Origin of the sequence: Mycobacterium sp., from assembly GCF_035697385.1 — a bacterium.
Classification (GTDB): domain Bacteria; phylum Actinomycetota; class Actinomycetes; order Mycobacteriales; family Mycobacteriaceae; genus Mycobacterium.
On sequence record NZ_DASSCY010000379.1, the window covers coordinates 1 to 20,397 of the forward strand.

Here is a 20,397-nt window from a genome sequence, read left to right on the forward strand (position 1 = left end):
ACGACGAGTACCCGGCCAGAACGGGCGGATGACCAACACATAGGCCACCACCACCGCGAGTGGTGCCAGTCGAGGTGCCCACGGCAGCTCGACCGGCAGTGACGCGGCGGCCAGCCCGGCGGCCGTAAATGCCACGGCGCCAATCACTGTCGGCGCGGTGGCTGCGATGGTGTGCCGCAACACCAGATACCCGGCGGCGCAGAGTCCTGACAGCGCCGCGAGCATGGGAGGTGCATCGGCGAGCACGATGACGGCGACGGTGATCAGGACGGCCAGTGATGCGGATGGCCGGAAAACGGTGCCCGCCAACACCGCAGCAGCGGCGACGCTTGCGGCCACCAAAGCGGCTCCGTCGGCGGCGACGACCGCTGCGGCGATCATCACCAGTCCGAACGCGGCCGAGATGGCGCGGGCTTGCGCACTTGCTGTCATCTCATCTCCGCCGCCGCCGAGAAACCCGGCGCCGATGATCGGGCACAAGGTGCATCGCCTGATCGAGTGTGCTGTCGTCGTGCCACGACACGACGTCGACACCGATGGTGCCCATATCTCGGTACATGAAAGAACGCTGCAGCGACCACATTCGGGCGACCAGGTGGTCTTTGTCGTCGGCGAACGGGGCGCCTTCCAGGACGTCGACCGCGACCACGGTGTGCCCCCGCTTGCGCAGGTCGATCAACGCCAACGCAAACTCGGTGTCGAGCAGCGTGGAGAACGCGATGACGATCGCTCCCGGCGGTACCGCCGCCTGCGGCGCCAAAGTGCCCGGCAAGGTTTCAAAGCCGTCGCCAGCGGCGAGCACCGCGTCGAGAATCCGGTAGAACTGCCGTCGCCCGATATCGGCGCCGAGCCAACGGGGTTGGCGGTCACCGAGCGCGACGATGCCGGCCCGATCCCCGCTTCGCAGCGCGCTCTGCACCACCTGCACCGCGCCGCGCACCGTCCGGTCGGTGGCTTCTGTCGCCGGGCCCGGGGGCTGCGGATACCTGTCGATCAGCACGATCACGTCGGCGGCACGGTCGGTCAGTCGCTCGGTCACGTGCAGGCTCCCGCGGCGCGCGCTCACCGGCCAGTTGACGGTGCGCAGATGATCCCCCGGCACATAGCGGCGGACGTCGGCGTACTCGACACCGGGCCCGATGTACCGGGTCAGGTGGGTGCCAAGGCGGTCGAGCAGTTCGGTTCGCGGTAGCGACGTGGATTGGGGTGCAGCCATGGGGAACACGAAGACATCGGCGGCGTCGACCGTTGCCGAACCGGACAGTAGACCGCCGCGCGCGTCGACATTCACCTGCGCGCGAATGGGGTAACGGCCCCAGCGGTCGGCAGTGACCACGACAGTCTGCCGCTGTTCTGATTCCTGCTCGACGTTCTCGAGACGCATGCCCTCGACGACGTCGACCGTGAAACAGGTTGTGGCATCATCGGATTCACCGACGGTCGAGACCGTGACGGTCGCTTGGTCCGTCTCAAAACACCGGTGGGCCCCTGGCTCAGCCCGCACCTGAATGGCCGGCACCGGCCGCTGCCACCCGACCGAGCAGAGCACACCGAGCAGCGGTGCCGCGAATGCCACCAGCTGCCAGCGTGCTCCGATCAGCGCCACAGCGAGCGCCGCACCTGCGCACGTGGCGATCGACAAGGTCAACGCCGAGGGACGCCACCGCAATTCGGCTTGGCTGCTGCGGGTTTCGATCACAACGGATCACCCTTTGGTCCGCGGAACCGGCAGGCGCCGCAGCAGTTCGTCCACCACGTCCGAGCCGTGCACGCGTCGCACCCACATCTCCGGGCGCAGGCTGATCCGGTGCGCCATGGTCGGCACGGCAAGGGACTTGACGTCTTCGGGGACCACATAGTCGCGGCCCAGCAGCAGCGCCCGCGCACGGGCAAGCTGCACCAGATCGAGCTCGGCTCGGGGGCTGGCTCCAACCGCGACTTGCGGATGCTGCCGGCTCGCTGTCGCCAGCGACACCACGTAGCGCAGGACATCTTCGTGGACGGTCACCTGCTCCACCGACTCCCGCATCGCCAGCAGGTCGTGCGCGTCGACCACCTGGTTCACGGTGGGTACGGCCGAGCCCCTGTCGAGCCGGCGCCGCAGCATCGACGCTTCCTCCTGCTCGGAGAGGTACTTCAGCTCGAGCCTGATGGAGAACCGGTCCAGCTGGGCCTCGGGCAGCGGATAGGTGCCCTCGTATTCGATCGGGTTGTCGGTGGCCAACACGATGAACGGGGCTGGCAGCTTGTGGGTGACACCATCGATGCTCACCTGCCCCTCGGCCATCGCCTCCAGCAGCGCCGCTTGGGTCTTCGGTGGCGTCCGGTTGATCTCGTCGGCCAGCAGCAGGTTGGTGAAGATCGGGCCGGCGCGGAACTCGAAACGGCCCGATTGCATGTCGTAGACCGTCGAGCCGAGCAGGTCGGCGGGCAGCAGGTCCGGCGTGAACTGCACGCGCTTGAATTCCAGGCCCAACGCCGCGGCGAAGGAACGCGCGATCAGCGTCTTGCCGAGACCGGGCAGGTCTTCGATCAGGACATGGCCGCCTGCGAGCACGGTCGTCAGGATCAGGGTAAGAGCTTCGCGCTTGCCGACCACGACACGCTGGATTTCGTCAAGCACCGCCTCGCAGTGCTGCGTGGTCGTCGCGGCAGGCAGCGACATCGGACTCATACCCGCTCCATCCGTTCCAAGATTTCGGCCAGCGCCTCGCGGCCAGGTCCTGGCTCGTCGCCGCCGGTTCGGGAAATGTTCTGCGGGTCGACCCATCTCCACAGTTCTGCGCCGAAGAGCATCTGTCCGGTCGCCTGAAACGCCGCTGGGTCTTTGGCGTGCCGGTGTCCGGTGGCCAACGCGAACTGTCGCGCCAGCATGGGCCGCAGGTGCCGGTCCCAGTCCCTTCGCGTGGATTCCGACCGGCTTATCAATGTCTCTGTGCGAGAGAGCCAGCGGCGCAACGACTCTGACGAATCATTGGCGGATGCGTCACTCGAGTCGGGTGCGGTGTCACGAACCAACAGCATTCGCAACGCGAACAGCACAGTCGCGACGGCGAGACCCGATGCCACAAGGAAGAGCTCGGGATCGAGCACCACAAGCACGACCAGCTCGGCCACAATCACCACGCAAAGCCCGGCAGCCACAAACGTTTTCATGCCACGCTCCTGAGCTCACTGAGCACCAGCCGCAGCACACCCACCGCCACATCGCGGTGGCCCTCATCCATTACATGCGGGCTGAATCGCGCCTCCTCGAAAAGCTCGACGAGCTGGGTCGCGCTCTCTGCTCCAAGGGCGTGGTGTTCGACGGCCCTGGCAAGCACCTCCGTCGGTGTATCGCAGTCCTGGGGAACCGCTCCAGGCACTCGAGTGAGTTCGCGTTCCATCGCCGCGTAGCACGCGATGATCGCCTCGCGCGGCTCCCGGCTGAGGTCGGCGATTTCGGCAAGTCCCAGTTCTGCTGCGCGAGCGAGGGATTCGGCTGCCGGCTCGCCCGTGGAGGTCTCGTCGACGTCGGCGTCCAACGGGTAGGGCTTCGCGCCGCGTCGCTGGCGCCGGGACACGATCGCCGTGCCGACGACGATGAGGACCATGAGTATCAACATCGGCGGGACGAGGTACCCGATCACGTTGGTACCCGGTTCTGGCGGCGTGGACGGTGGCGGCGGGGTCTCGGCGACGTCGGGCGGTGAGGTGGGGGCCTGCGAAGGGTCGGGCGCAGGCACCGGGGCGGGCTGATCGCCAGGACCCATGATGTTGAGTCGCATGAGCAGCAGGACCAACACCAGCCAGCCGATGATCAGGCCGAGCGCGAGCAGCGTGAACCGCCATGTCGGACGGCCGGTGAGGCCGTTGGAGCTCGCGGGCAGCTCGGCCCTGGCGGCAGGGCGCATCCGGGGATCGCGGAGCCGCGCGATGATGGCGAACCCGATGATCGCCACCGCGGCGGTCAACAGCACGATGTCGGCGACCAGCGCGAGGGGGTTGTTCGACGGCGGTTCGGGGTCGGCGACGGTCTCGCTGCCAGGAAGGTAGCCTCGCAGCGCCAGGGCGGCCACGCCCAACAGCGCGATCACCCCGATCGCGCGTTGCGCGGACTTGTCGATTGTGGCCATCGCCCTCGCTTCATCCTGGCACGCAGCGGTTCAGGTAGAGCTCAGAATCGGCGACTACCTTCGGGGCCGTGACCACAACGCTTCTGGACGCCACAGTGGCGTCCGCCCTTGACCGGATGTACGCCGAGTCCAATGAACAGTTCGCCGAGTTGCGTAACAGGGCGGGCGACCGTGCGCGTCTGGCGTCGGCGAGTGCGCAGGAGCGTGCGGACGCGCTCAGCGAGTACTACCTGCCGGTGACACCGGAGGCGGGCCGGCTGCTATATGCGCTGGTACGCGCGACCCGGCCGGCCACCATCGTCGAATTCGGCATGTCATTGGGCATCTCCGCGATCCACCTGGCATCGGCGGTGCGCGACAACGGCAGCGGACGCGTCGTCACCACGGAGCTCAGCGCCGCGAAGGTGGCGACCGCGAAGAAGACGTTCGCGGCGACGGGGCTCGACGACGTCATCACCGTGCTGGAGGGAGACGCGCTGGAAACCCTGGCGGGTCTGGACGGCTCCGTCGAGTTCGTTCTGCTCGACGGCTGGAAAGAGCTGTACCTGCCGGTCATCCAGCTGCTCGAACCCCGGCTGGCCCCGGGCACGCTTGTCGTCGCCGACAACACCTCGATGGACGACACCAAGCCGTACCTGGACTATGTTCGCGACCCGGCCAACGGCTATGTGAGCGTCAACTTCCTGGCCAGAGACAGCGACAGCATGGAAATCAGCTGTCGCGCAATCACTTAAGCCCGCGTTTGGCGTCCTTAACCGCGGCCGCGGCGTCGCGGCTGGCCTGCTTGGCCTTGTCGTAGCCGTCTTCGGCGGCGGTCAACGCGCGTTCCGCTTCCTGAAGTCTCTTGCGGGCATCGTCGCGACGCAGCCGGGCGACAGCCAGATCGGTCTGCAGCTCTGCGAGCGCCTCGTCCGCATCTGCCTTGGCCTTTTCGGCGGCGGCCAACGCGGCGCGGGCTTCGCGTTTGTCGTCGCGCGGCTCCTGCTTGACAGGTTCCTGCTTGGGCTGGGCTTTCGGTTTTCCGCGGGTCGCGGTGAAAACCGTTGAGGTATCGCCGAAGTCGCCGAATCCGGACCACCGCTCGGCCTTGGCGAGCCTGCCCAGCCGCGCTCCGACGTCGGGATCGGCGATTGCGGCCGCGAGTGTGCCGGTGACGTCGTCACGCAGTGCGGCCGTCGGATCACTCAGTGACGCTTCCTCGAATCCCGTTCTCGCGAGTTCCTCGACGAGTCGGCGCTGCTTGGTAGACAACTCCCTGATGCGCTCGCCGTCCATCTCCGAGTGCGCGGCGCGCAGTCGCTCACGAAGATCGGCGAGGCGCTCTCCGACTTGCGGGTCACCGAGGGCAAGCCGGTTGACGACCCACGCCGCCGTCGTTGGTTTGCGCGCGGCGGTAATCCGTTTGGCGGCATCGGCGTCGCCGCGTTTCTTCGCATCCGCCGCGAGCTTGGTGCGCAGCGCGGTGAAGTCCTCCGGCTTGGCGGCATAGAGTTCGTCGAGCTCGGCGTCGGCCATGACGCCATGATCCCGCAGCCGACCAAAGTCATCGAGTACCTACACGCGATCCTCTGACAGGGCCCGACAGTTCGAGTAGCGCACTACGCATGTGAAGACGTGGCGCCGCCATCGACAATCGGAGCTGCACTACCGATGCTCGATGACAATTGGACAGCCGAGGGAGGACGCTGATGGGCGCATGGGTTGAGATAGAGGGCGGAGGATTGACCCCGTCGGGACCAGCCGCCGTGGTCCACCGCAATCGATTGAGAGTGCTCGTGCAGGGTACCGACGACCGCATCTACGGCAACCAATCCGTCGGGGGAGGGCCCTTCGGCGGATGGGTGGAGGAACACCCGGGCGGACTGACTCCCTCCACGCCGGCCATCACCCTCTTCCACGGAGCAGGAGTGCTGTTCGTCCGAGGAACCGACAACCGGATCTACCACGCACCCGATTGGGACGAAATCGAAGGCGGAGGATTGACCGTTGCGGGGCCCGCCGTCGTCGCCAATGGACCTGATCTGCATCTATTCGTGCGCGGTACCGACGACCGCATTTACCACAACCAGGCCCGATCCGATACACCCTTCGGCAGCTGGATCCAGGTCGAAGGCGGTGGCAAAACCATCTCCGGGCCCGCAGCCGTGGTGTTCAATGGCGTCCTGCACCTGTTCGTGCGCGGTACGGACGACCGCATCTACCACAACCAGGCCCGCCCCTCGTTCGGCAGCTGGATCCAGGTCGAAGGCGGTGGCAAAACCTTCTCCGGGCCCGCCGCCGTGGTGTTCAACAACGAGCTGCATCTGTTCGTACGCGGTACCGACAACCGGATCTACCGCAACGTCGGCAACGGCGACCACTTCGGCGGCCAGTGGCGCGAGGTCGAAGGCGGGGGCTTAACGCCGGCCGGGCCCGCAGCCGTTGCATTCAACGGCGCGCTGCACCTGTTCGTACGCGGTACCGACAACCGGATCTACCGCAACCAGTTGAGCTCTTGAAGCAAGCACGTAGCCACATGCACTGAGCGGTCCGCGTTGCGGATGCGTGGCCTCTGGGGTGTATTAGGTGTCAAACAGCGCCTAGCGTTGCGCGGACTTTGTCGCACTGCAGTCGATCTCGTCGTCGCGGCTAGCGAATCAGGGTGCCAGACCGTTGTCCCGAAACCACTGCGCCGTCAACTGCCGGTAGGCCTGCTGCCCGATGCTGCCTGGCCGCCCGTCGAACACGTGGTCGGCGTACGGAACGGTCACCAGCTCGACGTCCACGCCCGCTGCCATGGCCTGCTCGGCGAAACGGTCGGTGCCGGCCGTCGGCACGAGGTGGTCGGCCTCACCGACGATGATCAGCGTGGGTGGCGCGGCGGCGCTGATATGGGTTGCCGAGGCTATAGCGGCGTAGCGCGCAGGAAATTCCTGGGGTGAACCACCGGTGTAGGCGGCCGCATAACCGCGTGAGGTGTTGCCGAGCGCGGGATCGTCGTTGCCGTACGAGCCCGCCGGGTCCACGACCGGATACAGCGCCGACACCGCCCCGACGCCGGGAATGCGCCCACCGCACGACGAACGCAGGCCGCCGCGAGCGGCCAGGTAGGCGGTGTTGATCGCGAGATTCCCGCCGGCCGAGTCGCCGGACAGCGACAGCCGACCCGGGTCGCCGCCGTAGCGTGCCGCGTTCTCGCCGACCCATGCCAGCGCGCACCCGATCTGACTCTGGGCCACGTCCCACATATGGCGGTCGCCGGTGGACAGGGCATAGTCGAGGCCGATGGTCAGCCAGCCCTGATCGGCGAACCACCGAAGATCAGCGCTGTGGGAATTGCGGTCCCCCGCGACCCAGCCGCCGCCGTGGATATAGAAGAGCACCGGTGCGCGGAAGTCCGCTGACGATCCAGGCGGCCGGTGAATGCTCAGCCGAAGCGGCTCGCCGTCGAAGGTCGTGTAGATCGGCTCGGCGTCCGGCTTGACCGATTTCGGCACACCGATCCCGAATGTCTCGATGAGATCAACGTCGGCGCCCGCATGTTCGACCGCGGCCGTCATGCGTGCTGTGATAACCGACGCGCCGGCCAGCGTCAGCACGGTCAGGACTACCAAAGCGGCGGTGAACCGGCTACGGCGTCGGCTCCAGAGGTTCACCGCCAAGGCGCCGCCGATCAATGTGACGACCACCAGCCAGGGCAGGTACCACGGGACGAACGCCGTGGCCAGACCGATGTATGGCACGTTATGGAGCAAGGTGCCCAGCACGCCGAGCGCGGGCAGCACGATCAGCAGCGTCGCCCCGCAAACCAGCGCCGTCCACCGCACGTCCGTATTGTCCCTTCGCCGAGCACAACTCTCGGCAATGATCTTGACGTGCAGACAAAATCCGACGCGGGAGCGCAGACCTTGCGGCTGGCCGTGGTGGTCGCTGCATTGGGCGTGGTCTTCGGTGACATCGGGACCAGCCCCATCTACACGATCCAAACCGTGTTCAATCCAGGCGACCCCCACCCCGTGCCGGTCTCCGACACCCACGTGTACGGCGTGGTCTCGCTGATCTTCTGGTCGGTGATGGCCATCGTCACCCTCACCTACGTGACGCTCGTGATGCGGGCGGACAACCACGGCGAGGGCGGCATCATGGCGCTGATCACCCTGCTGCGGCGATACGGCGGCCGGGGACGGCGCACGGCGATGACATTGGCCGCCGCCGGTCTGTTCGGTGCGGCGCTGTTCTTCGGCGACAGCATGATCACTCCCGCGATCTCGGTGCTGTCGTCGGTCGAAGGTCTCAAGGTCATCGACCCCGACCTCGGGGACTTCGTCGTGCCCATCACCGCGGTGATCATCGTTGCGCTGTTCTCCGTGCAGCATCGCGGCACAGCCGCCGTCGGCCGCTTCTTCGGGCCGGTGATGATCGTGTGGTTCGTGGCCATCGGCGCGTGCGGAGTGAACGGCATCGTCGGCAATCCCGAAATCCTCAAGGCGCTCTCGCCGACCTACGCCCTGGAGTTCATGGCCGAGCATTTCCACATCGCGTTCTTCGCCCTCGCCGCAGTCGTGCTCGCCGTTACCGGAGCGGAGGCGCTGTATGCCGACATGGGCCACTTCGGCCGACGCGCGATCACGTACGGCTGGCTCGGCCTCGTGCTGCCTGCCTGCACGCTGAGCTACTTCGGCCAGGGGGCGCTGGTGCTGCATGACGAATCGACGGTCGCTGCCCCATTCTTTCTGCTCACTCCCGAATGGGCGCGAATTCCCATGGTGCTGTTGGCAACTGCCGCGACGGTGATCGCGTCGCAGGCGGTGATCACCGGGGCGTTCTCGGTGGCATCGCAGGCCGCCCGGCTCGGCTACTTGCCGCGGCTTCGCATCGACCACACGTCGGCGTCGACCATCGGCCAGATCTACGTGCCATGGATCAACGGGGCGCTGATGGTGGGGGTGTTGATCCTCGTGTTCGCGTTCCGCAGTTCTGCGGCACTGGCTTACGCGTTCGGCATGGCGGTGACGGGCACGATCACCATCACCACCACCCTCTTCTTCTACTACGCGCGCACGAGGTGGGGATGGCCGCTGTGGCCGGTGCTGATCGGCGGCGGCCTGCTCCTGATCGTCGATCTGATGTTCTTCGCGGCGAACCTGACCAAACTCGTGCACGGGGCGTGGCTGCCGCTGCTGATCGGGATAACCGTCTTCACCGTGATGAGGACGTGGGAACGCGGCCGCAGGATCGTCACCAAGGCGCGCGAGAACGCCGAAGGTCCGCTGAGGGAATTCGTCGACGGTCTGGTGCACCGCGATCCGCCGCTGATCCGCATCCCTGGCACGGCGGTGTTCCTCAACCGCAGCAGCCAGACTGCGCCACTGGCGATGCGCGCCAACGTCGAGCACAACCACGTGCTGGCAGAACATGTGATCATCCTGTCCGTCGAAACCGAAACCGTGCCGCGGGTACCGGATTCCGAGCGGATGACCCACGACGACCTCGGCTACGCCAGGGACGGCATCATCCACGTCAAGGCGCGTTTCGGCTATATGGAGCGCCCGAATGTTCCACGCGCGCTTGCCCTTCTGGATCCCGAGCAGACCGAGGGCCCGGTCGACCTCGACCACGCTTCGTACTTCCTGTCCAAGCTCGAACTGTGCGCTGGGGAAGCACCCAAGATGGCGCCGTGGCGCACGCGGCTGTTCATCGCGACCTCACACATCACCGCTGACGCCGCCGCGCACTTCGGTCTGCCTCTGGACCGGACGGTGATCGTCGGCTCCCGCATCGAGATCTGAGCACGGCGGTCAGAGCTGTCTGCGACGCCGTATCGGTTCGCGGCCTGGCGGCTGCTGAGGCGGCGGCAACAGCGGGCGGCACGGCCGCACGGCGACGGTCGTCGGCGCACCGGTGGTGATTTCGAGCGTTTCGCCGGCGTGCCGGATCGTCAACTTACCTTCCGGTCCATCCCGCAGGATGTAGGTGACTTCGGAATGTCTGGCTTCGACTGTCAGCCGAAAACCCCTCCACCGCAACCGGAATCGCATGCACGAGATCCCGTCCGGCAGATGAGGGTTCAGCACCAGCTCGCCCTCGTCATCGCGCAGCCCCCCGAAACCGGCAACCAACGCGATCCAGGTTCCGGCCAGCGAGGCCATGTGCAATCCGTTGCGGGTGTTGTGGTGCAGGTCGCGCAGGTCGATGAGCGCGGCTTCATACGTGTAGTCGTGGGCGAGCTCGAGATGTCCGACATCGGCGCACATCACCGCCTGTGTGCATGCCGACAGCGACGAATCGCGGGTGGTGCGCCGCTCGTAATAGTCGACGTTTCGTGCCTTCTGCTCAGGTGTGAACGCGTGGCTCTGCCACTGCATTGCGAGCACCAAATCCGCCTGCTTGACGACCTGTGACGGGTACAGCCGCACGTACGCCTCGTTGAGCAACAGCGGATACACGGTGTTGGCGGTGAAGTTCCACTCCCGGAACGTGGTGAAGCCCTCGCACTGCGGGTGCACGCCAAGCTCTTCGTCGTAGGGGATGTGCGCGGCGTCGGCCGCATCGCGCCAAGCGGCGGTCTCCTCGGTGCTGACACCCATCGCGTGGGCGGCCTCCGGATGGCGCGCGCACGCCTCCGCGGCAGTGCGCAGGTTGTGCGCTGCCATCAGGTTGGTGAACACGTTGTCGCGCATCACGGCCGTGTATTCGTCGGGACCGGTGACACCGTCCAGATGCCAGTCGCCGTGCCGGTCGTGGTGCCCGAGTGAAAGCCACAGGCGCGCCGTCTCGACAAGCACCGCCAAACCGCACTCGGCTTCCAGCGACTCGTCGCCCGTGACGACGCGGTACCGCTCGAACGCCATCGCGATGTCGGCGTTGACGTGCCACGCCGCCGTGCCTGCCGGCCAGTACGCCGAGCACTCCTCACCGCGGATGGTGCGCCACGGAAAGCTTGCGCCGGCAAGGTCGAGTTCGGCGGCCCGCTCGCGCCCAAGATCGAGTGTGGACGCTCGCCATCGCAGCGCGTCGGCGGCGGCATACGGCGCGGTGTAGGTGAGAACCGGAAGCACGAAACCCTCGGTGTCCCAGAAGGCGTGTCCGTCATAGCCGGTGCCCGTGAGTCCCTTGCCTGGTATCGCGCGGCGCTCCGCGCGGGCGCTGGCCTGCAATACGTGGAAGAGGCCGAAGCGCACGGCCTGCTGGCAGTCCGGGTCGCCGTCCACCTCGACGTCGGCGCAGTCCCAGAAGTCGTCAAGGTAAGAGCGCTGCGCGTCCAGCAGTCCCTGCCATCCGGTGTACTTGGCGCCCGCGATGGCGCCGGCCGCCTGGTCGCGCAGCGCCGGACGGGAGCGCAGGCTCGACCAACCGTAGGAAAGGTACTTCACGATGTGGAGCTGCTGGCCCGGTCTCAGGCCGCAGATCACCGTGGTGCGAGCCCAGTCCTCGCCCGCTTCGGTGTTCACCTCGACCCGGCCGGGAACCTCGACATCGTGGTCCATGGCGGCGGCCATCATCAGCCCGCTGGAGCGAGTGCGGTGCACCAGTAGCGCGCCTGCCTCGGTCGCCTGGTGCTGGACGTGCTGCAGTGGGTTTCGCAAGACCGCTGCGACCCGGGGGTCGCCCGACGGCTGCGGTTGGTCCTCGTTGGCGACGAGTTCGGACTGCACTGTGACGCGGACGAATTCGTCGAGCGCCTCGACCACGTACTCGATCGCCGCGACACTGCGCTGCGCCAGCGACACCAGGCGCGTCGACCGTATCTTGACTTGCTTGCCTGCCGGTGACTTCCACTGCGCCGAGCGTGTCAGCGTCCCGGCACGCAGATCCAAAGTTCGTTCATGCGTGAGCAATTCGCCGTAGCGGACATCGAATGGCTCGTCGTCGACCAAGAGCCGCAGGATCTTGCCGTTGGTGACATCGACGATGGACTGCCCGTCTTCGGGGTAGCCGTATCCAGCCTCGGCATACGGCAGCGGACGGGTCTCGTAGAACGAGTTGAGATATGTGCCGGGCAGACCGTGCGGTTCGCCTTCGTCGAGGTTTCCCCGTAATCCGATATGGCCGTTGGATAGTGCGAACAGTGACTCGGACTGGGCGAGCAGGTCCACGTCGAGTGTCGTCTCGCGAACCTGCCATGGCTCGACGGGGAACGCTTCGCTGCTGATCGTCACGCCGGCAGCAGCTCCGCGAGGTCGGTGACGACGACGTCGGCACCGTTGCGGCGCAAGGCTTCTGACTGGCCTACCCGGTCGACACCGATCACCAGACCGAAGTTCCCCGACCGGCCGGCCGCCACTCCGGACAGCGCGTCCTCGAACACCGCAGCTTCGGCCGGCTGCACACCGAGCAGTTGCGCGGCCCGCAGAAACGAATCGGGGGCGGGCTTGCCTGCGATGTGCTCGTCACGCATCGTGACGCCGTCCACCCGGTGTTGAACGAATTTGTCGAGACCGGTGAGCTCGAGTACTTCGCGGGTGTTGGCGCTCGACGATACGACTGCGCGGCCGAGACCGGCCTCCGCGGCCGCCTCGAGGTAGCGGCGAGAACCGTCGAAAACCTTGACGCCATCGTCACGCATCGTGCGGTGGAAGAGCTCGTTCTTGCGGTTGCCCAGCCCGTGCACGGTTTCGGCGGCAGGGTCGTCGTCGGGCCCGCCCTCAGGCAGCTCGATGCCGCGGCTGGCCAGAAAGGACCGGACCCCGTCCTCGCGCTTCTTGCCGTCCACATACGTCAGATAGTCCGCGTCAATATCGAACGGGCGGAAAGCTTCCACTGATCGATGCGCGTGCTGCCGCAGGAAGGCGTCGAACATCTTCTTCCAGGCCTTGCGGTGCACACTCGCGGTGTCGGTGAGAACGCCGTCGAGATCGAACAGAACGGCGCGCACCTGGTCGGGTAAACCGAGCACGGTGGACTCCTTCGTCAGCGGCCAAATCGAGACTACCCACGACGACCCCGACTTCAACGGCGAAAGACGACCCACCTCATCGCGCTGTACATGTACACCGCTTCACACGCACCTGCCACTATCCGCGCGAGGTGGTATTCGACGCCGAGCCCTGCCAGCACGCTGGAAACGCCGAGGATGAACGCCAGATAGTTCACGATCACCACCGCGACGTAGATCGCGACCTGTGGTCCCACCGGGGCGTGCGACCGGAAGTTCATCGTCCGGTTGAGGAAATAGCTCAGCGCGAAAGCGCATGCGTAGCCCACCGTCACCGCGATCGGCAGCGGTGTGCCCAGTCCCCCGTGCAATGCGGTGAGGATGACCAGATCCACGAAGAACGTGAAGCCGTTGATCAACGCGAAGCCCAGAAAGGTCGGGGCGACAACGGAATTCAACCCGAGCGGCAGCCGCGCGGTCACCTCCACGCAGAACCGATGAAATCGCTCGACGGGTCCTAGCCGGCCGGTCCTCGATTCCACGTGCACATGTCCACGCTGACATGGTCAGGTATCCAGACCATGATCACCGGGCAAACGTCTCGATATGGGACAGCAGATCGTTTGTGCGCCAAAAGATCAGCACCGCGAACAAGATGACGACAGCTGTCGTCGTGCCCCATTGCACCAAAGCGCGGCGTTCTCGCGGCGCGTATGCGTAGGCCGCTGCTATCACCGCCCCTGTGATCAGGCCGCCGATGTGCCCCTGCCAGCTGATGTTCTGCGAGCTGATCAATGGGATCACAAACGTGAAGGCCAGGTTGAGCACGATGAGCCCGACGACCCAGCGCACATCGAGGTTGAGCCGCCTGCCCACCACGAACGACGCGCCGAACAGGCCGAACACGGCGCCCGATGCACCCGCGGTCGCGGCGAAAGGATCCGAGAGCAGGTACACCAGCACCGAGCCGCCCAGCGCGCTCATCGCATACAGCGCGCCGAACCGCAGCCTGCCCAGCCAGAGCTCCAGCGGGGGACCAACGACCCAGAGCGCCCACATGTTGAACAGCAGGTGCGTCGTCCCGTAGTGCAGGAACGCCGAGGTCGCGAGGCGGTAAAGCTCCCAGTCGTCGGCCACCGCGTACGGCTGCAGGACCAGCTCGCTCTGCAGGGCCGCCGAGACGTTCTGCAGGACGAACATCACCACGCATACCGCGATCAGCCCGTAGGTGACCACCGGCTTCGCGCCGTACTCGCGACCGCCGAAGCTGGTGCGCGGCTGCCGAACGGACTTGGCGCCTGCGTCGACGCATTCCGCGCACTGATGGCCGACGGCGGCGTCGCGCATGCACTCCGGACAGATGAAGCGATTGCAGCGGGTGCAGCGGACATACGTCTGCCGGTCGGGATGCCGGTAGCAAGTCGGCGGCGCCGCCGGCGCACTCGGATAGCTCACAGCACTCCGAACAGTTCGATCCAGTTGCCGTCCGGGTCGGCGAGGAACATCCAGCCCATGCCGGGCACCGGCGCGAACTCGGTCAGCGGCTCCACCACGTCGTACTCGGAGGCTTCGACCGCGTCGGCGAGCTCTCGCAGATTCTTCACGCCGACGGTGAAGTACCGGACTCCGGCTTGTGCGCGCCCGCCGCCGGGTGTGGCCGGCGCAGGCGGCGCGGTGTATGTGACGAGTTTGAGCACGCTGCTGCCAAGGGAGTACCGCCGCTGCGACCCCCCTTCGAACTCCACCTCTCCTTGGAGCTCGAGACCGAGGAAGCCTTCGTAGAAGGCCACCATCGGCTCGAGGTTCGTTGTCACGACACCGACTTCGATGCCCGGGGTGAGCAGGTCAAGCCTCACGGCTACCTCTTCTCTTGCTGACGGAACGGCTGATCCCAATGGTCGGCGTTGACAACCTCGGCGAGCGGGCGCCGGCGGACGGGGCCGTGCTTGCCCTTCGGCCAGCCCACCACGACGTGTCCGGCGATCATCCAATCCTCTGGCACGCCCACGGCGTCACGCAGCAGCTGCTCGCCGCCGTAGGAGCCCCAGCTGGTCAGGCATGCGCCGAGGCCCTGGGCACGCGCGGCCAGCAGAAAGTTCTGCATCGCCGGGAAGATCGAGCCGCCGAGCAGCAGCTCTGAGGCCGTCGGGAAACGCTTCTGGGTGAACAGGACGGAGGTGAACTCGCCGGCCCGGTCGTGCAATTCGTATGTCGCCCGGTTGGAGCGGGCTCGACGGCTGTCGTCGTCGGCGGCAGGCCGGGTCATCCCGTAGACCGGCTCGATCACCTCCAGCGCCTGCGCAGCGGCCTTGGCCACCACGGCCCGCTGCTCGGCAGAGCGCAGCACGATGAACCGCCAGGCTTGTGCATTGGCTCCCGACGGCGCCCAGGTCGCCGCTTGCAGGCACCGCTCGAGGGTGGCGTCGTCGACCGGCTCGTCGGTGAAGCGCCGCATCGTGCGCGCGGTCGACATCGCCTCCCAGACGTCACTGGTCGCTCCCGGCATAGCCAACCCTTTCTGTGATTCGTCCTCCCGGGAGAACCTACTGCGCCCCGCCGGATAACAATCCGGTCACTATGCAAATCACGATCAATTAAGACATGCGGGCAAATTCTGAGAGCTTTCAATCTCCGGACATCACTCTGGTCGCACGCTTACCGATTTCGGACTGTTTGAGGCCAACATCACGGCGCTGCGGTGTAACGCCGGGCGGCAGCCGCCGTTAGCGGTCCCGAGGCCGGGTTTGCAGGTGGTTGGCTTCGGTTACCTTGGATTTCGGGTGGGGGAAGTAAGCGACCAATTCGCGATCTGAAGGAAAAAGAAATCATGAAATACACGGGTATCACTGCGCGCCGAACCGCCGCCGGTGTCTGTGCCGGTCTGCTCGGGGGCATTGCTGCAGCAACCATCGCCGCGCCAACCGCGGCTGCGGCGCCCGATTGCAGCGCCGACCGAGTGGCAGGCACCGTCAGCTCGGTGACCGGCTCGGCACGCGCCTATCTGGCCGGCCACCCCGGCGCCAACCAGGCGGTCACGGCCGCGATGGGCCAGCCGCGTCCGCAGGCAGAGGCCAATCTGCGCGGCTACTTCACCGCCAACCCGCAGGAGTACTACGACCTGCGCGGCATCCTCGCGCCGATCGGTGACGTGCAGAGCCAGTGCAACGTGACTGTGCTGCCGCCGGACCTGGCGTCGGCCTACGCCACGTTCATGGCCGGCTGATCTCGGTGCACAACGACCCGCCGCTGCAGCACTGCGCTGCGGCGGCGGGTTTGTCGTTTACGCACCGAACCCGAACCCGCTGCGGATGAGCGGCAGCGACGCCATCGTGGCGAATCCGGGCGGAGCGTCACACACCGCGGGTACCGCGTTGAGGACCTGCATGCCGGTCGCGATGCTCGCGGCCCTGACATGCTCCTCCATGGTGGCGGCCCGGCTGAAGCTGGCGAGCGACATGAAGTGCGCTCGCATCGACGGATCGCCTTCGATGGTCAGCGTCCAGCCGTGCTGGGGCTTGGGCCAGTGCGCAGGGTATTCGCCGCCGACGGTCCACAGCGTCTCAATCTCGATCAGCGGCTCACCATTGCGTCGGCCCACCCAGTTCCACCGTTGACCCGCGGTGGTCCCGGCAGGCAGCAAGTGGTCGAAGATCTGGTGATCCTGTTGGGCCGCAACGGCTTCCACCGATGCGGTGACCTCGTCGATGCCGGCGTTGAGCGCATCGGCCAACAACCACACCTGTTCGGTGAAGATCGCACTATTGAATGCCAGGAATTCACTGGCCGTCGGGCTGATCTGCTCGACGGGCTGGCCGAAGGCCATGTTGTCGAAGGTGATGCCGGTGCTTTCATACACCGACCAGTCGGCGCGCTCCTGCAAGGTGATCTTCTCGATGGTCCTCGACATTCCGGACAGCGCCAGCGGCAGGACACCGGAGAGGTTTCCTGGGTTGAGGCCGCCGCCGTGCACGGTGGTTCTGCCGGCTTCGCATGCGGCAAGCAGCCGATCGCGGTCGGCGGTCGCGATCCGGTTCGGATGGAAAAGGAACGCGGTGGTGACGACGTTCTTACCGCTGGCCAGAATCGCGCAGACCTCGTCGATGCTGGCGATGCGCGGGGTGTAGACGACGCATTCGGCATCGAGAGCCAGAATCCGGTCCACGTCGATGGTGGCAGTGACCCCGACAGGATCGCGACCGACGAGGGCCCCGGCGTCGACGCCGTCCTTCGCTTCGGAATAGACCTTCACGCCGACCAATTCGAGGCCCGACCGGCGGTCGAGGATCGTCGTGATCATCTCGGCGCCGATCGTGCCGGTGCCCCACTGGATCACGCGATATGGCGAGCTGCGCATCGCCGAAATGTACCCGCGGCCCGGCGTCGTACCCTGACGAACGTGCCCGATCTCCATCCCGACGTCACTGTCCTCGCTCCCCTGCTGGGTACCTGGGCCGGTCATGGCGAGGGCGAATACCCGACCATTGAGCCATTCGGTTATTTCGAGGAGGTCACCTTCGCTCACGTGGGCAAGCCGTTCCTGAGCTATGCCCAGCGGACGAAGGCCCGTGAAGACGGCCGCCCGCTGCATGCCGAGACCGGCTATATCCGGGTGCCGTCGGTAGGACGCGTCGAATGGGTGCTGGCGCATCCGACCGGCGTCACGGAGATCGAGGAGGGAACGCTGTCCGTCAGCGCGACGACGATCGAGATGGAGGTGCACTCGACGGCGATCGGGCGGACCGCGTCGGCCAAAGACGTTGTAGCGCTTGGCCGTTCGATCCGCATTGCCGGTGACGAACTGGTCTACACGCTGCGGATGGGCGCGGTCGGCCAACCCCTGCAACACCACTTGGCCGCGACGCTGCGCAGGCAGGCATGACGGCCGACGGCAGAATCCGCGTGCCTGTCGACCTCGACGCGGTGACGGCGGTGGGGGCAGAGGATCATTCCGGCATCGGCCCGAGATCCGTCGAACGGATCTGGCAGGCCGCGCGCCACTGGTACCAGGCCGGTATGCACCCCGCGATCCAGGTGTGTCTGCGGCACAACGGGAAAGTCGTTCTCAACCGTGCGATCGGCCACGGCTGGGGCAACGGGCCTCTTGATCCGCCGGACGCCGAGAAAATCCCGGTCACGACGGACACGCCGTTCTGCGTGTACTCCGCGGCCAAGGCGATCACCACGACGGTCGTGCACATGCTCGTCGAGCGTGGCGCGTTCTCGCTCGACGATCGCGTCTGCGACTACCTGCCCAGTTACACGAGCCACGGCAAGGACCGCACCACGATCCGCCACGTCATGACGCACAGCGCGGGCGTGCCGTTCTCCACGGGGCCGCGCCCGGACCTCAAACGCATGGACGACAGCGAATACGCCCGCGAAATGCTCGGTGCGCTCAAGCCGGTGTACCGGCCGGGACTCGTGCACATCTACCACGCGCTCACCTGGGGCCCACTCGTCAGGGAGATCGTTTCGGCCGCCACCGGCTGCAATATCCGCGATATCCTCGCCACCGAGATCCTCGATCCGCTGTGCTTCCGGTGGACGAATTACGGTGTGGCACCAGAGGATGTGCCGCTAGTCGCTCCGAGCCATGCGACGGGTAAACCCTTGCCCGCGCCCATCGCCGCGGCGTTCCGCACGGCGGTCGGCGGAACCATGCACCAGATCATCCCGTTCAGCAACACCTCCCGATTCCTGACGGGTGTGGTGCCGTCGTCGAATACCGTCTCGACCGCCGACGAGTTGTCGCGCTTCGCCGAAATCCTGTGTCGCGGAGGCGAACTCGACGGCGTGCGGGTGCTGGCGCCGGAGACGCTGCGCGCCGCGACGCGCGAGTGTCGACGGCTGCGGCCGGATCTCGCCACCGGGCTGATGCCGCTGCGATGGGGCACCGGATACATGCTCGGCTCAAACCGATTCGGGCCGTTCGGGCGCAACGCACCTGCCGCGTTCGGCCACACCGGTTTGGTCGACATCGCGGTCTGGGCAGACCCGTCGCGTGGTCTGGCGGCCGCGGTGGTCAGCAGCGGCAAACCGGGGCGGCATCGCGAAGCGAACCGTTATCCGGCTCTGCTCGACACCATCACGGCGCAGATTCCTCGCGTCAGCGGATAGCGATCATCATGCAGGGTCGATGCGGACCCGGAACATCGACGGCCAGTTCTTGCCGGTCAGCAGGAACTCGTCGCCGTTGATGTGCGCGATGCCGCTGAGCACCTGGCCGCCGTTGCGGACGCCGTCGCGCCAGAGGCCCGAGGCGTCGACCACCGCCGTCACCGCTCCCGTCGCCGGGTTGATCCGGACGATGGTGTCGGTTGGCCAGACGTTGGCCCACACCTGTCCGTCGACGCATTCCAGCTCGTTGAGCCCGACCAGTGGCTGACCGTCGCGGGTGACGTTGACGGACCCGGTTTCGGCAAGAGTCGCCGGGTCGAGGAACCGCAACCGGGCGCTGCCCTCGCTGCTGATCAGCCGGTCACCGTCGCTGCACAGACCCCAGCCCTCGCCGGTGAACGGAACCTCGCGTACCGGGCTCAGGGTGGCTTTATCCCATTCGACGGCGACACCATCGCGGTACGTCAGCTCCCAGATGCTGTCGCCGACGACGGTAATTCCCTCGCCGAAGTAGTTGTCGGGTATCGCGACCGCCCGGCGCACGGCGCCGCTGGCCGGGTCGAGTTCACGCAGCTGCGACTGGCCGGCCAGGCCGGTGCCCTCGTAGAGCGCGGAACCGTCGAGTTCGAGGCCCTCGGTGTATGCGGCGGTGTCGTGTGGCATCACGGCCAGGACAACGGGGGCAACCACCGGGACGGGTTCGGCCTGCGCGGTCGGGGCGGCACCGATGATCGACGCCAGGATGGACACCGCCACGACGGTTGCGCTCGCGATTCGTATCCGCATATCTGCGTTGTACCCGCCAAGGTGTGCGCTCGCCTCATCGGGGGTAAAGGAGACCCGGCGGTAACCCCCGCTAGAATTCGTCGACGACCGCCTGCGGGCGCGCGAACTGTCGGAGGTAACCATGACCAGCCGGCCAGACCCAGGCCTTGGTGGCGGGGGCGCCGCGGCCGCCACCAGCTGCGCAATCGAAGAACGCCGAGTTGGCGAGATCAGCGTGGTATCGGTGGCTGGGACCGTCGACATGCTTACCGCTCCGCAACTCGAGGAAGCGATCGGCGCGGCAGCCAAGAGCTCTCCGCCTGCGGTGATCGTCGACCTGAGCGCGGTGGAGTTCCTGGCATCGGCCGGAATGGGCGTCCTGGTGGCCGCGCATGACGAGCTGAGCCCCGAGGTGCGGCTCGTCGTGGTCGCAGACGGTCCCGCCACCAGCCGACCACTCAAACTGGTTGGCATCGCCGACGTCGTCGATCTGCATGCCACGCTCGATGAGGCGCTGACGGCACTGACGACATAAAACGGGCCGCA

22 protein-coding genes are annotated in these 20,397 nt (G+C 66.5%); 7 read left to right on the forward strand and 15 right to left on the reverse strand.

Features of this window, described 5'->3' with window-relative positions; genetic code table 11:
- The 5 genes from VFH65_RS31455 to VFH65_RS31475 all read right to left on the reverse strand — a co-directional run.
- The coding region (locus VFH65_RS31455; RefSeq protein WP_353327352.1) for a hypothetical protein at positions 1 to 432 on the reverse strand (432 nt) is incomplete at its 3' end.
- Between the two features lies 1 nt (position 433).
- Positions 434 to 1,699: a DUF58 domain-containing protein gene (locus tag VFH65_RS31460; RefSeq protein ID WP_353327354.1), complete on the reverse strand. Its 1,266-nt coding sequence runs from the start codon at positions 1,697 to 1,699 to the stop codon at positions 434 to 436.
- Between the two features lie 6 nt (positions 1,700 to 1,705).
- On the reverse strand, positions 1,706 to 2,665 hold the full coding sequence (locus tag VFH65_RS31465) for an AAA family ATPase (protein WP_353327399.1): 960 nt from the start codon (positions 2,663 to 2,665) through the stop codon (positions 1,706 to 1,708).
- Between the two features lie 5 nt (positions 2,666 to 2,670).
- Entirely contained in the window at positions 2,671 to 3,156 is a 486-nt protein-coding gene (locus VFH65_RS31470; RefSeq protein ID WP_353327356.1) for a hypothetical protein, read from the reverse strand.
- Entirely contained in the window at positions 3,153 to 4,115 is a 963-nt protein-coding gene (locus VFH65_RS31475; RefSeq protein ID WP_353327357.1) for a DUF4129 domain-containing protein, read from the reverse strand. The genes VFH65_RS31470 and VFH65_RS31475 overlap by 4 nt, the downstream gene beginning before the upstream one ends.
- A gap of 68 nt (positions 4,116 to 4,183) precedes the next feature.
- On the opposite strand from VFH65_RS31475, the gene VFH65_RS31480 reads away from it, so the two are divergent.
- Positions 4,184 to 4,849, forward strand: coding sequence for an O-methyltransferase (locus VFH65_RS31480; RefSeq protein ID WP_353327358.1), 666 nt, complete (start codon positions 4,184 to 4,186; stop codon positions 4,847 to 4,849).
- On the opposite strand, the gene VFH65_RS31485 is transcribed toward VFH65_RS31480, so the two are convergent.
- Positions 4,842 to 5,630 carry a hypothetical protein gene (locus tag VFH65_RS31485; RefSeq protein WP_353327359.1) on the reverse strand — a complete coding sequence of 263 codons (789 nt, stop codon included), beginning with the start codon at positions 5,628 to 5,630 and terminating at the stop codon, positions 4,842 to 4,844. The genes VFH65_RS31480 and VFH65_RS31485 overlap by 8 nt on opposite strands.
- 173 nt (positions 5,631 to 5,803) lie before the next feature.
- Here VFH65_RS31485 and VFH65_RS31490 point away from each other — a divergent pair, with 173 nt between their 5' ends.
- The gene (locus VFH65_RS31490) at positions 5,804 to 6,613 is read left to right on the forward strand and encodes a hypothetical protein (protein ID WP_353327361.1); all 810 of its coding nucleotides are present in this window, start codon (positions 5,804 to 5,806) and stop codon (positions 6,611 to 6,613) included.
- A 138-nt stretch (positions 6,614 to 6,751) separates the two neighbouring features.
- Here the strand turns inward: VFH65_RS31490 and VFH65_RS31495 are convergent, their stop codons facing one another.
- Positions 6,752 to 7,921, reverse strand: a complete 1,170-nt coding sequence (locus VFH65_RS31495) for an alpha/beta hydrolase (RefSeq protein ID WP_353327363.1) — start codon at positions 7,919 to 7,921, stop codon at positions 6,752 to 6,754.
- 48 nt (positions 7,922 to 7,969) lie between these two features.
- Here VFH65_RS31495 and VFH65_RS31500 point away from each other — a divergent pair, with 48 nt between their 5' ends.
- Positions 7,970 to 9,883 carry a potassium transporter Kup gene (locus tag VFH65_RS31500; protein WP_353327364.1) on the forward strand — a complete coding sequence of 638 codons (1,914 nt, stop codon included), beginning with the start codon at positions 7,970 to 7,972 and terminating at the stop codon, positions 9,881 to 9,883.
- 9 nt (positions 9,884 to 9,892) lie between these two features.
- Here the strand turns inward: VFH65_RS31500 and VFH65_RS31505 are convergent, their stop codons facing one another.
- Genes VFH65_RS31505 through VFH65_RS31530 form a run of 6 tightly spaced genes read right to left on the reverse strand, consistent with a single transcriptional unit; the run spans position 9,893 to position 15,475 of the window.
- Positions 9,893 to 12,247, reverse strand: coding sequence for a glycoside hydrolase family 65 protein (locus VFH65_RS31505; protein WP_353327401.1), 2,355 nt, complete (start codon positions 12,245 to 12,247; stop codon positions 9,893 to 9,895).
- A gap of 2 nt (positions 12,248 to 12,249) precedes the next feature.
- A complete protein-coding gene (locus VFH65_RS31510; protein WP_414688554.1) occupies positions 12,250 to 13,017 on the reverse strand; it encodes a beta-phosphoglucomutase family hydrolase in 768 nt (255 codons plus the stop codon).
- A 26-nt stretch (positions 13,018 to 13,043) separates the two neighbouring features.
- A complete protein-coding gene (locus tag VFH65_RS31515) occupies positions 13,044 to 13,517 on the reverse strand; it encodes a GtrA family protein (protein ID WP_353327367.1) in 474 nt (157 codons plus the stop codon).
- Between the two features lie 37 nt (positions 13,518 to 13,554).
- Complete coding sequence (locus VFH65_RS31520; protein ID WP_353327368.1) at positions 13,555 to 14,424, reverse strand: rhomboid family intramembrane serine protease; 870 nt, start codon at positions 14,422 to 14,424, stop codon at positions 13,555 to 13,557.
- Complete coding sequence (locus VFH65_RS31525) at positions 14,421 to 14,825, reverse strand: VOC family protein (protein WP_353327370.1); 405 nt, start codon at positions 14,823 to 14,825, stop codon at positions 14,421 to 14,423. The genes VFH65_RS31520 and VFH65_RS31525 overlap by 4 nt, the downstream gene beginning before the upstream one ends.
- 2 nt (positions 14,826 to 14,827) lie before the next feature.
- The gene (locus tag VFH65_RS31530; protein ID WP_353327372.1) at positions 14,828 to 15,475 is read right to left on the reverse strand and encodes a nitroreductase family protein; all 648 of its coding nucleotides are present in this window, start codon (positions 15,473 to 15,475) and stop codon (positions 14,828 to 14,830) included.
- 321 nt (positions 15,476 to 15,796) lie between these two features.
- Here VFH65_RS31530 and VFH65_RS31535 point away from each other — a divergent pair, with 321 nt between their 5' ends.
- The gene (locus tag VFH65_RS31535) at positions 15,797 to 16,192 is read left to right on the forward strand and encodes a heme-binding protein (protein ID WP_353327374.1); all 396 of its coding nucleotides are present in this window, start codon (positions 15,797 to 15,799) and stop codon (positions 16,190 to 16,192) included.
- A 57-nt stretch (positions 16,193 to 16,249) separates the two neighbouring features.
- Here the strand turns inward: VFH65_RS31535 and VFH65_RS31540 are convergent, their stop codons facing one another.
- Positions 16,250 to 17,323: a dihydrodipicolinate reductase gene (locus tag VFH65_RS31540; protein ID WP_353327375.1), complete on the reverse strand. Its 1,074-nt coding sequence runs from the start codon at positions 17,321 to 17,323 to the stop codon at positions 16,250 to 16,252.
- A gap of 42 nt (positions 17,324 to 17,365) precedes the next feature.
- Between VFH65_RS31540 and VFH65_RS31545 the strand changes: the two genes are divergently transcribed.
- Both VFH65_RS31545 and lipE read left to right on the forward strand, forming a co-directional pair.
- Complete coding sequence (locus VFH65_RS31545) at positions 17,366 to 17,848, forward strand: peroxynitrite isomerase (protein ID WP_353327377.1); 483 nt, start codon at positions 17,366 to 17,368, stop codon at positions 17,846 to 17,848.
- On the forward strand, positions 17,845 to 19,086 hold the full coding sequence (gene lipE, locus VFH65_RS31550; RefSeq protein WP_353327379.1) for a lipase LipE: 1,242 nt from the start codon (positions 17,845 to 17,847) through the stop codon (positions 19,084 to 19,086). Before VFH65_RS31545 ends, lipE begins: the two co-directional genes overlap by 4 nt.
- 6 nt (positions 19,087 to 19,092) lie before the next feature.
- Here lipE and VFH65_RS31555 read toward each other — a convergent pair whose 3' ends face one another.
- Complete coding sequence (locus VFH65_RS31555) at positions 19,093 to 19,872, reverse strand: glutaminyl-peptide cyclotransferase (RefSeq protein ID WP_353327380.1); 780 nt, start codon at positions 19,870 to 19,872, stop codon at positions 19,093 to 19,095.
- 121 nt (positions 19,873 to 19,993) lie between these two features.
- Here VFH65_RS31555 and VFH65_RS31560 point away from each other — a divergent pair, with 121 nt between their 5' ends.
- Positions 19,994 to 20,386 (forward strand): STAS domain-containing protein, encoded by a 393-nt coding sequence (locus VFH65_RS31560; protein ID WP_353327382.1) that lies wholly within the window; start codon positions 19,994 to 19,996, stop codon positions 20,384 to 20,386.
- Positions 20,387 to 20,397 lie beyond the last annotated feature (11 nt).

Excerpts from the sequence above, each read along its gene's own strand:
- VFH65_RS31490 (WP_353327361.1), top strand. The coding sequence starts at position 5,804 with ATGGGCGCATGGGTTGAGATAGAGGGCGGAGGATTGACCCCGTCGGGA.
- VFH65_RS31560 (WP_353327382.1), top strand. The coding sequence starts at position 19,994 with ATGACCAGCCGGCCAGACCCAGGCCTTGGTGGCGGGGGCGCCGCGGCC.
- VFH65_RS31530 (WP_353327372.1), bottom strand. The coding sequence starts at position 15,475 with ATGCCGGGAGCGACCAGTGACGTCTGGGAGGCGATGTCGACCGCGCGC.
- VFH65_RS31470 (WP_353327356.1), bottom strand. The coding sequence starts at position 3,156 with ATGAAAACGTTTGTGGCTGCCGGGCTTTGCGTGGTGATTGTGGCCGAG.
- VFH65_RS31535 (WP_353327374.1), top strand. The coding sequence starts at position 15,797 with ATGAAATACACGGGTATCACTGCGCGCCGAACCGCCGCCGGTGTCTGT.
- VFH65_RS31485 (WP_353327359.1), bottom strand. The coding sequence starts at position 5,630 with ATGGCCGACGCCGAGCTCGACGAACTCTATGCCGCCAAGCCGGAGGAC.
- VFH65_RS31555 (WP_353327380.1), bottom strand. The coding sequence starts at position 19,872 with ATGCGGATACGAATCGCGAGCGCAACCGTCGTGGCGGTGTCCATCCTG.
- VFH65_RS31540 (WP_353327375.1), bottom strand. The coding sequence starts at position 17,323 with ATGCGCAGCTCGCCATATCGCGTGATCCAGTGGGGCACCGGCACGATC.
- VFH65_RS31465 (WP_353327399.1), bottom strand. The coding sequence starts at position 2,665 with ATGTCGCTGCCTGCCGCGACGACCACGCAGCACTGCGAGGCGGTGCTT.
- VFH65_RS31475 (WP_353327357.1), bottom strand. The coding sequence starts at position 4,115 with ATGGCCACAATCGACAAGTCCGCGCAACGCGCGATCGGGGTGATCGCG.
- lipE (WP_353327379.1), top strand. The coding sequence starts at position 17,845 with ATGACGGCCGACGGCAGAATCCGCGTGCCTGTCGACCTCGACGCGGTG.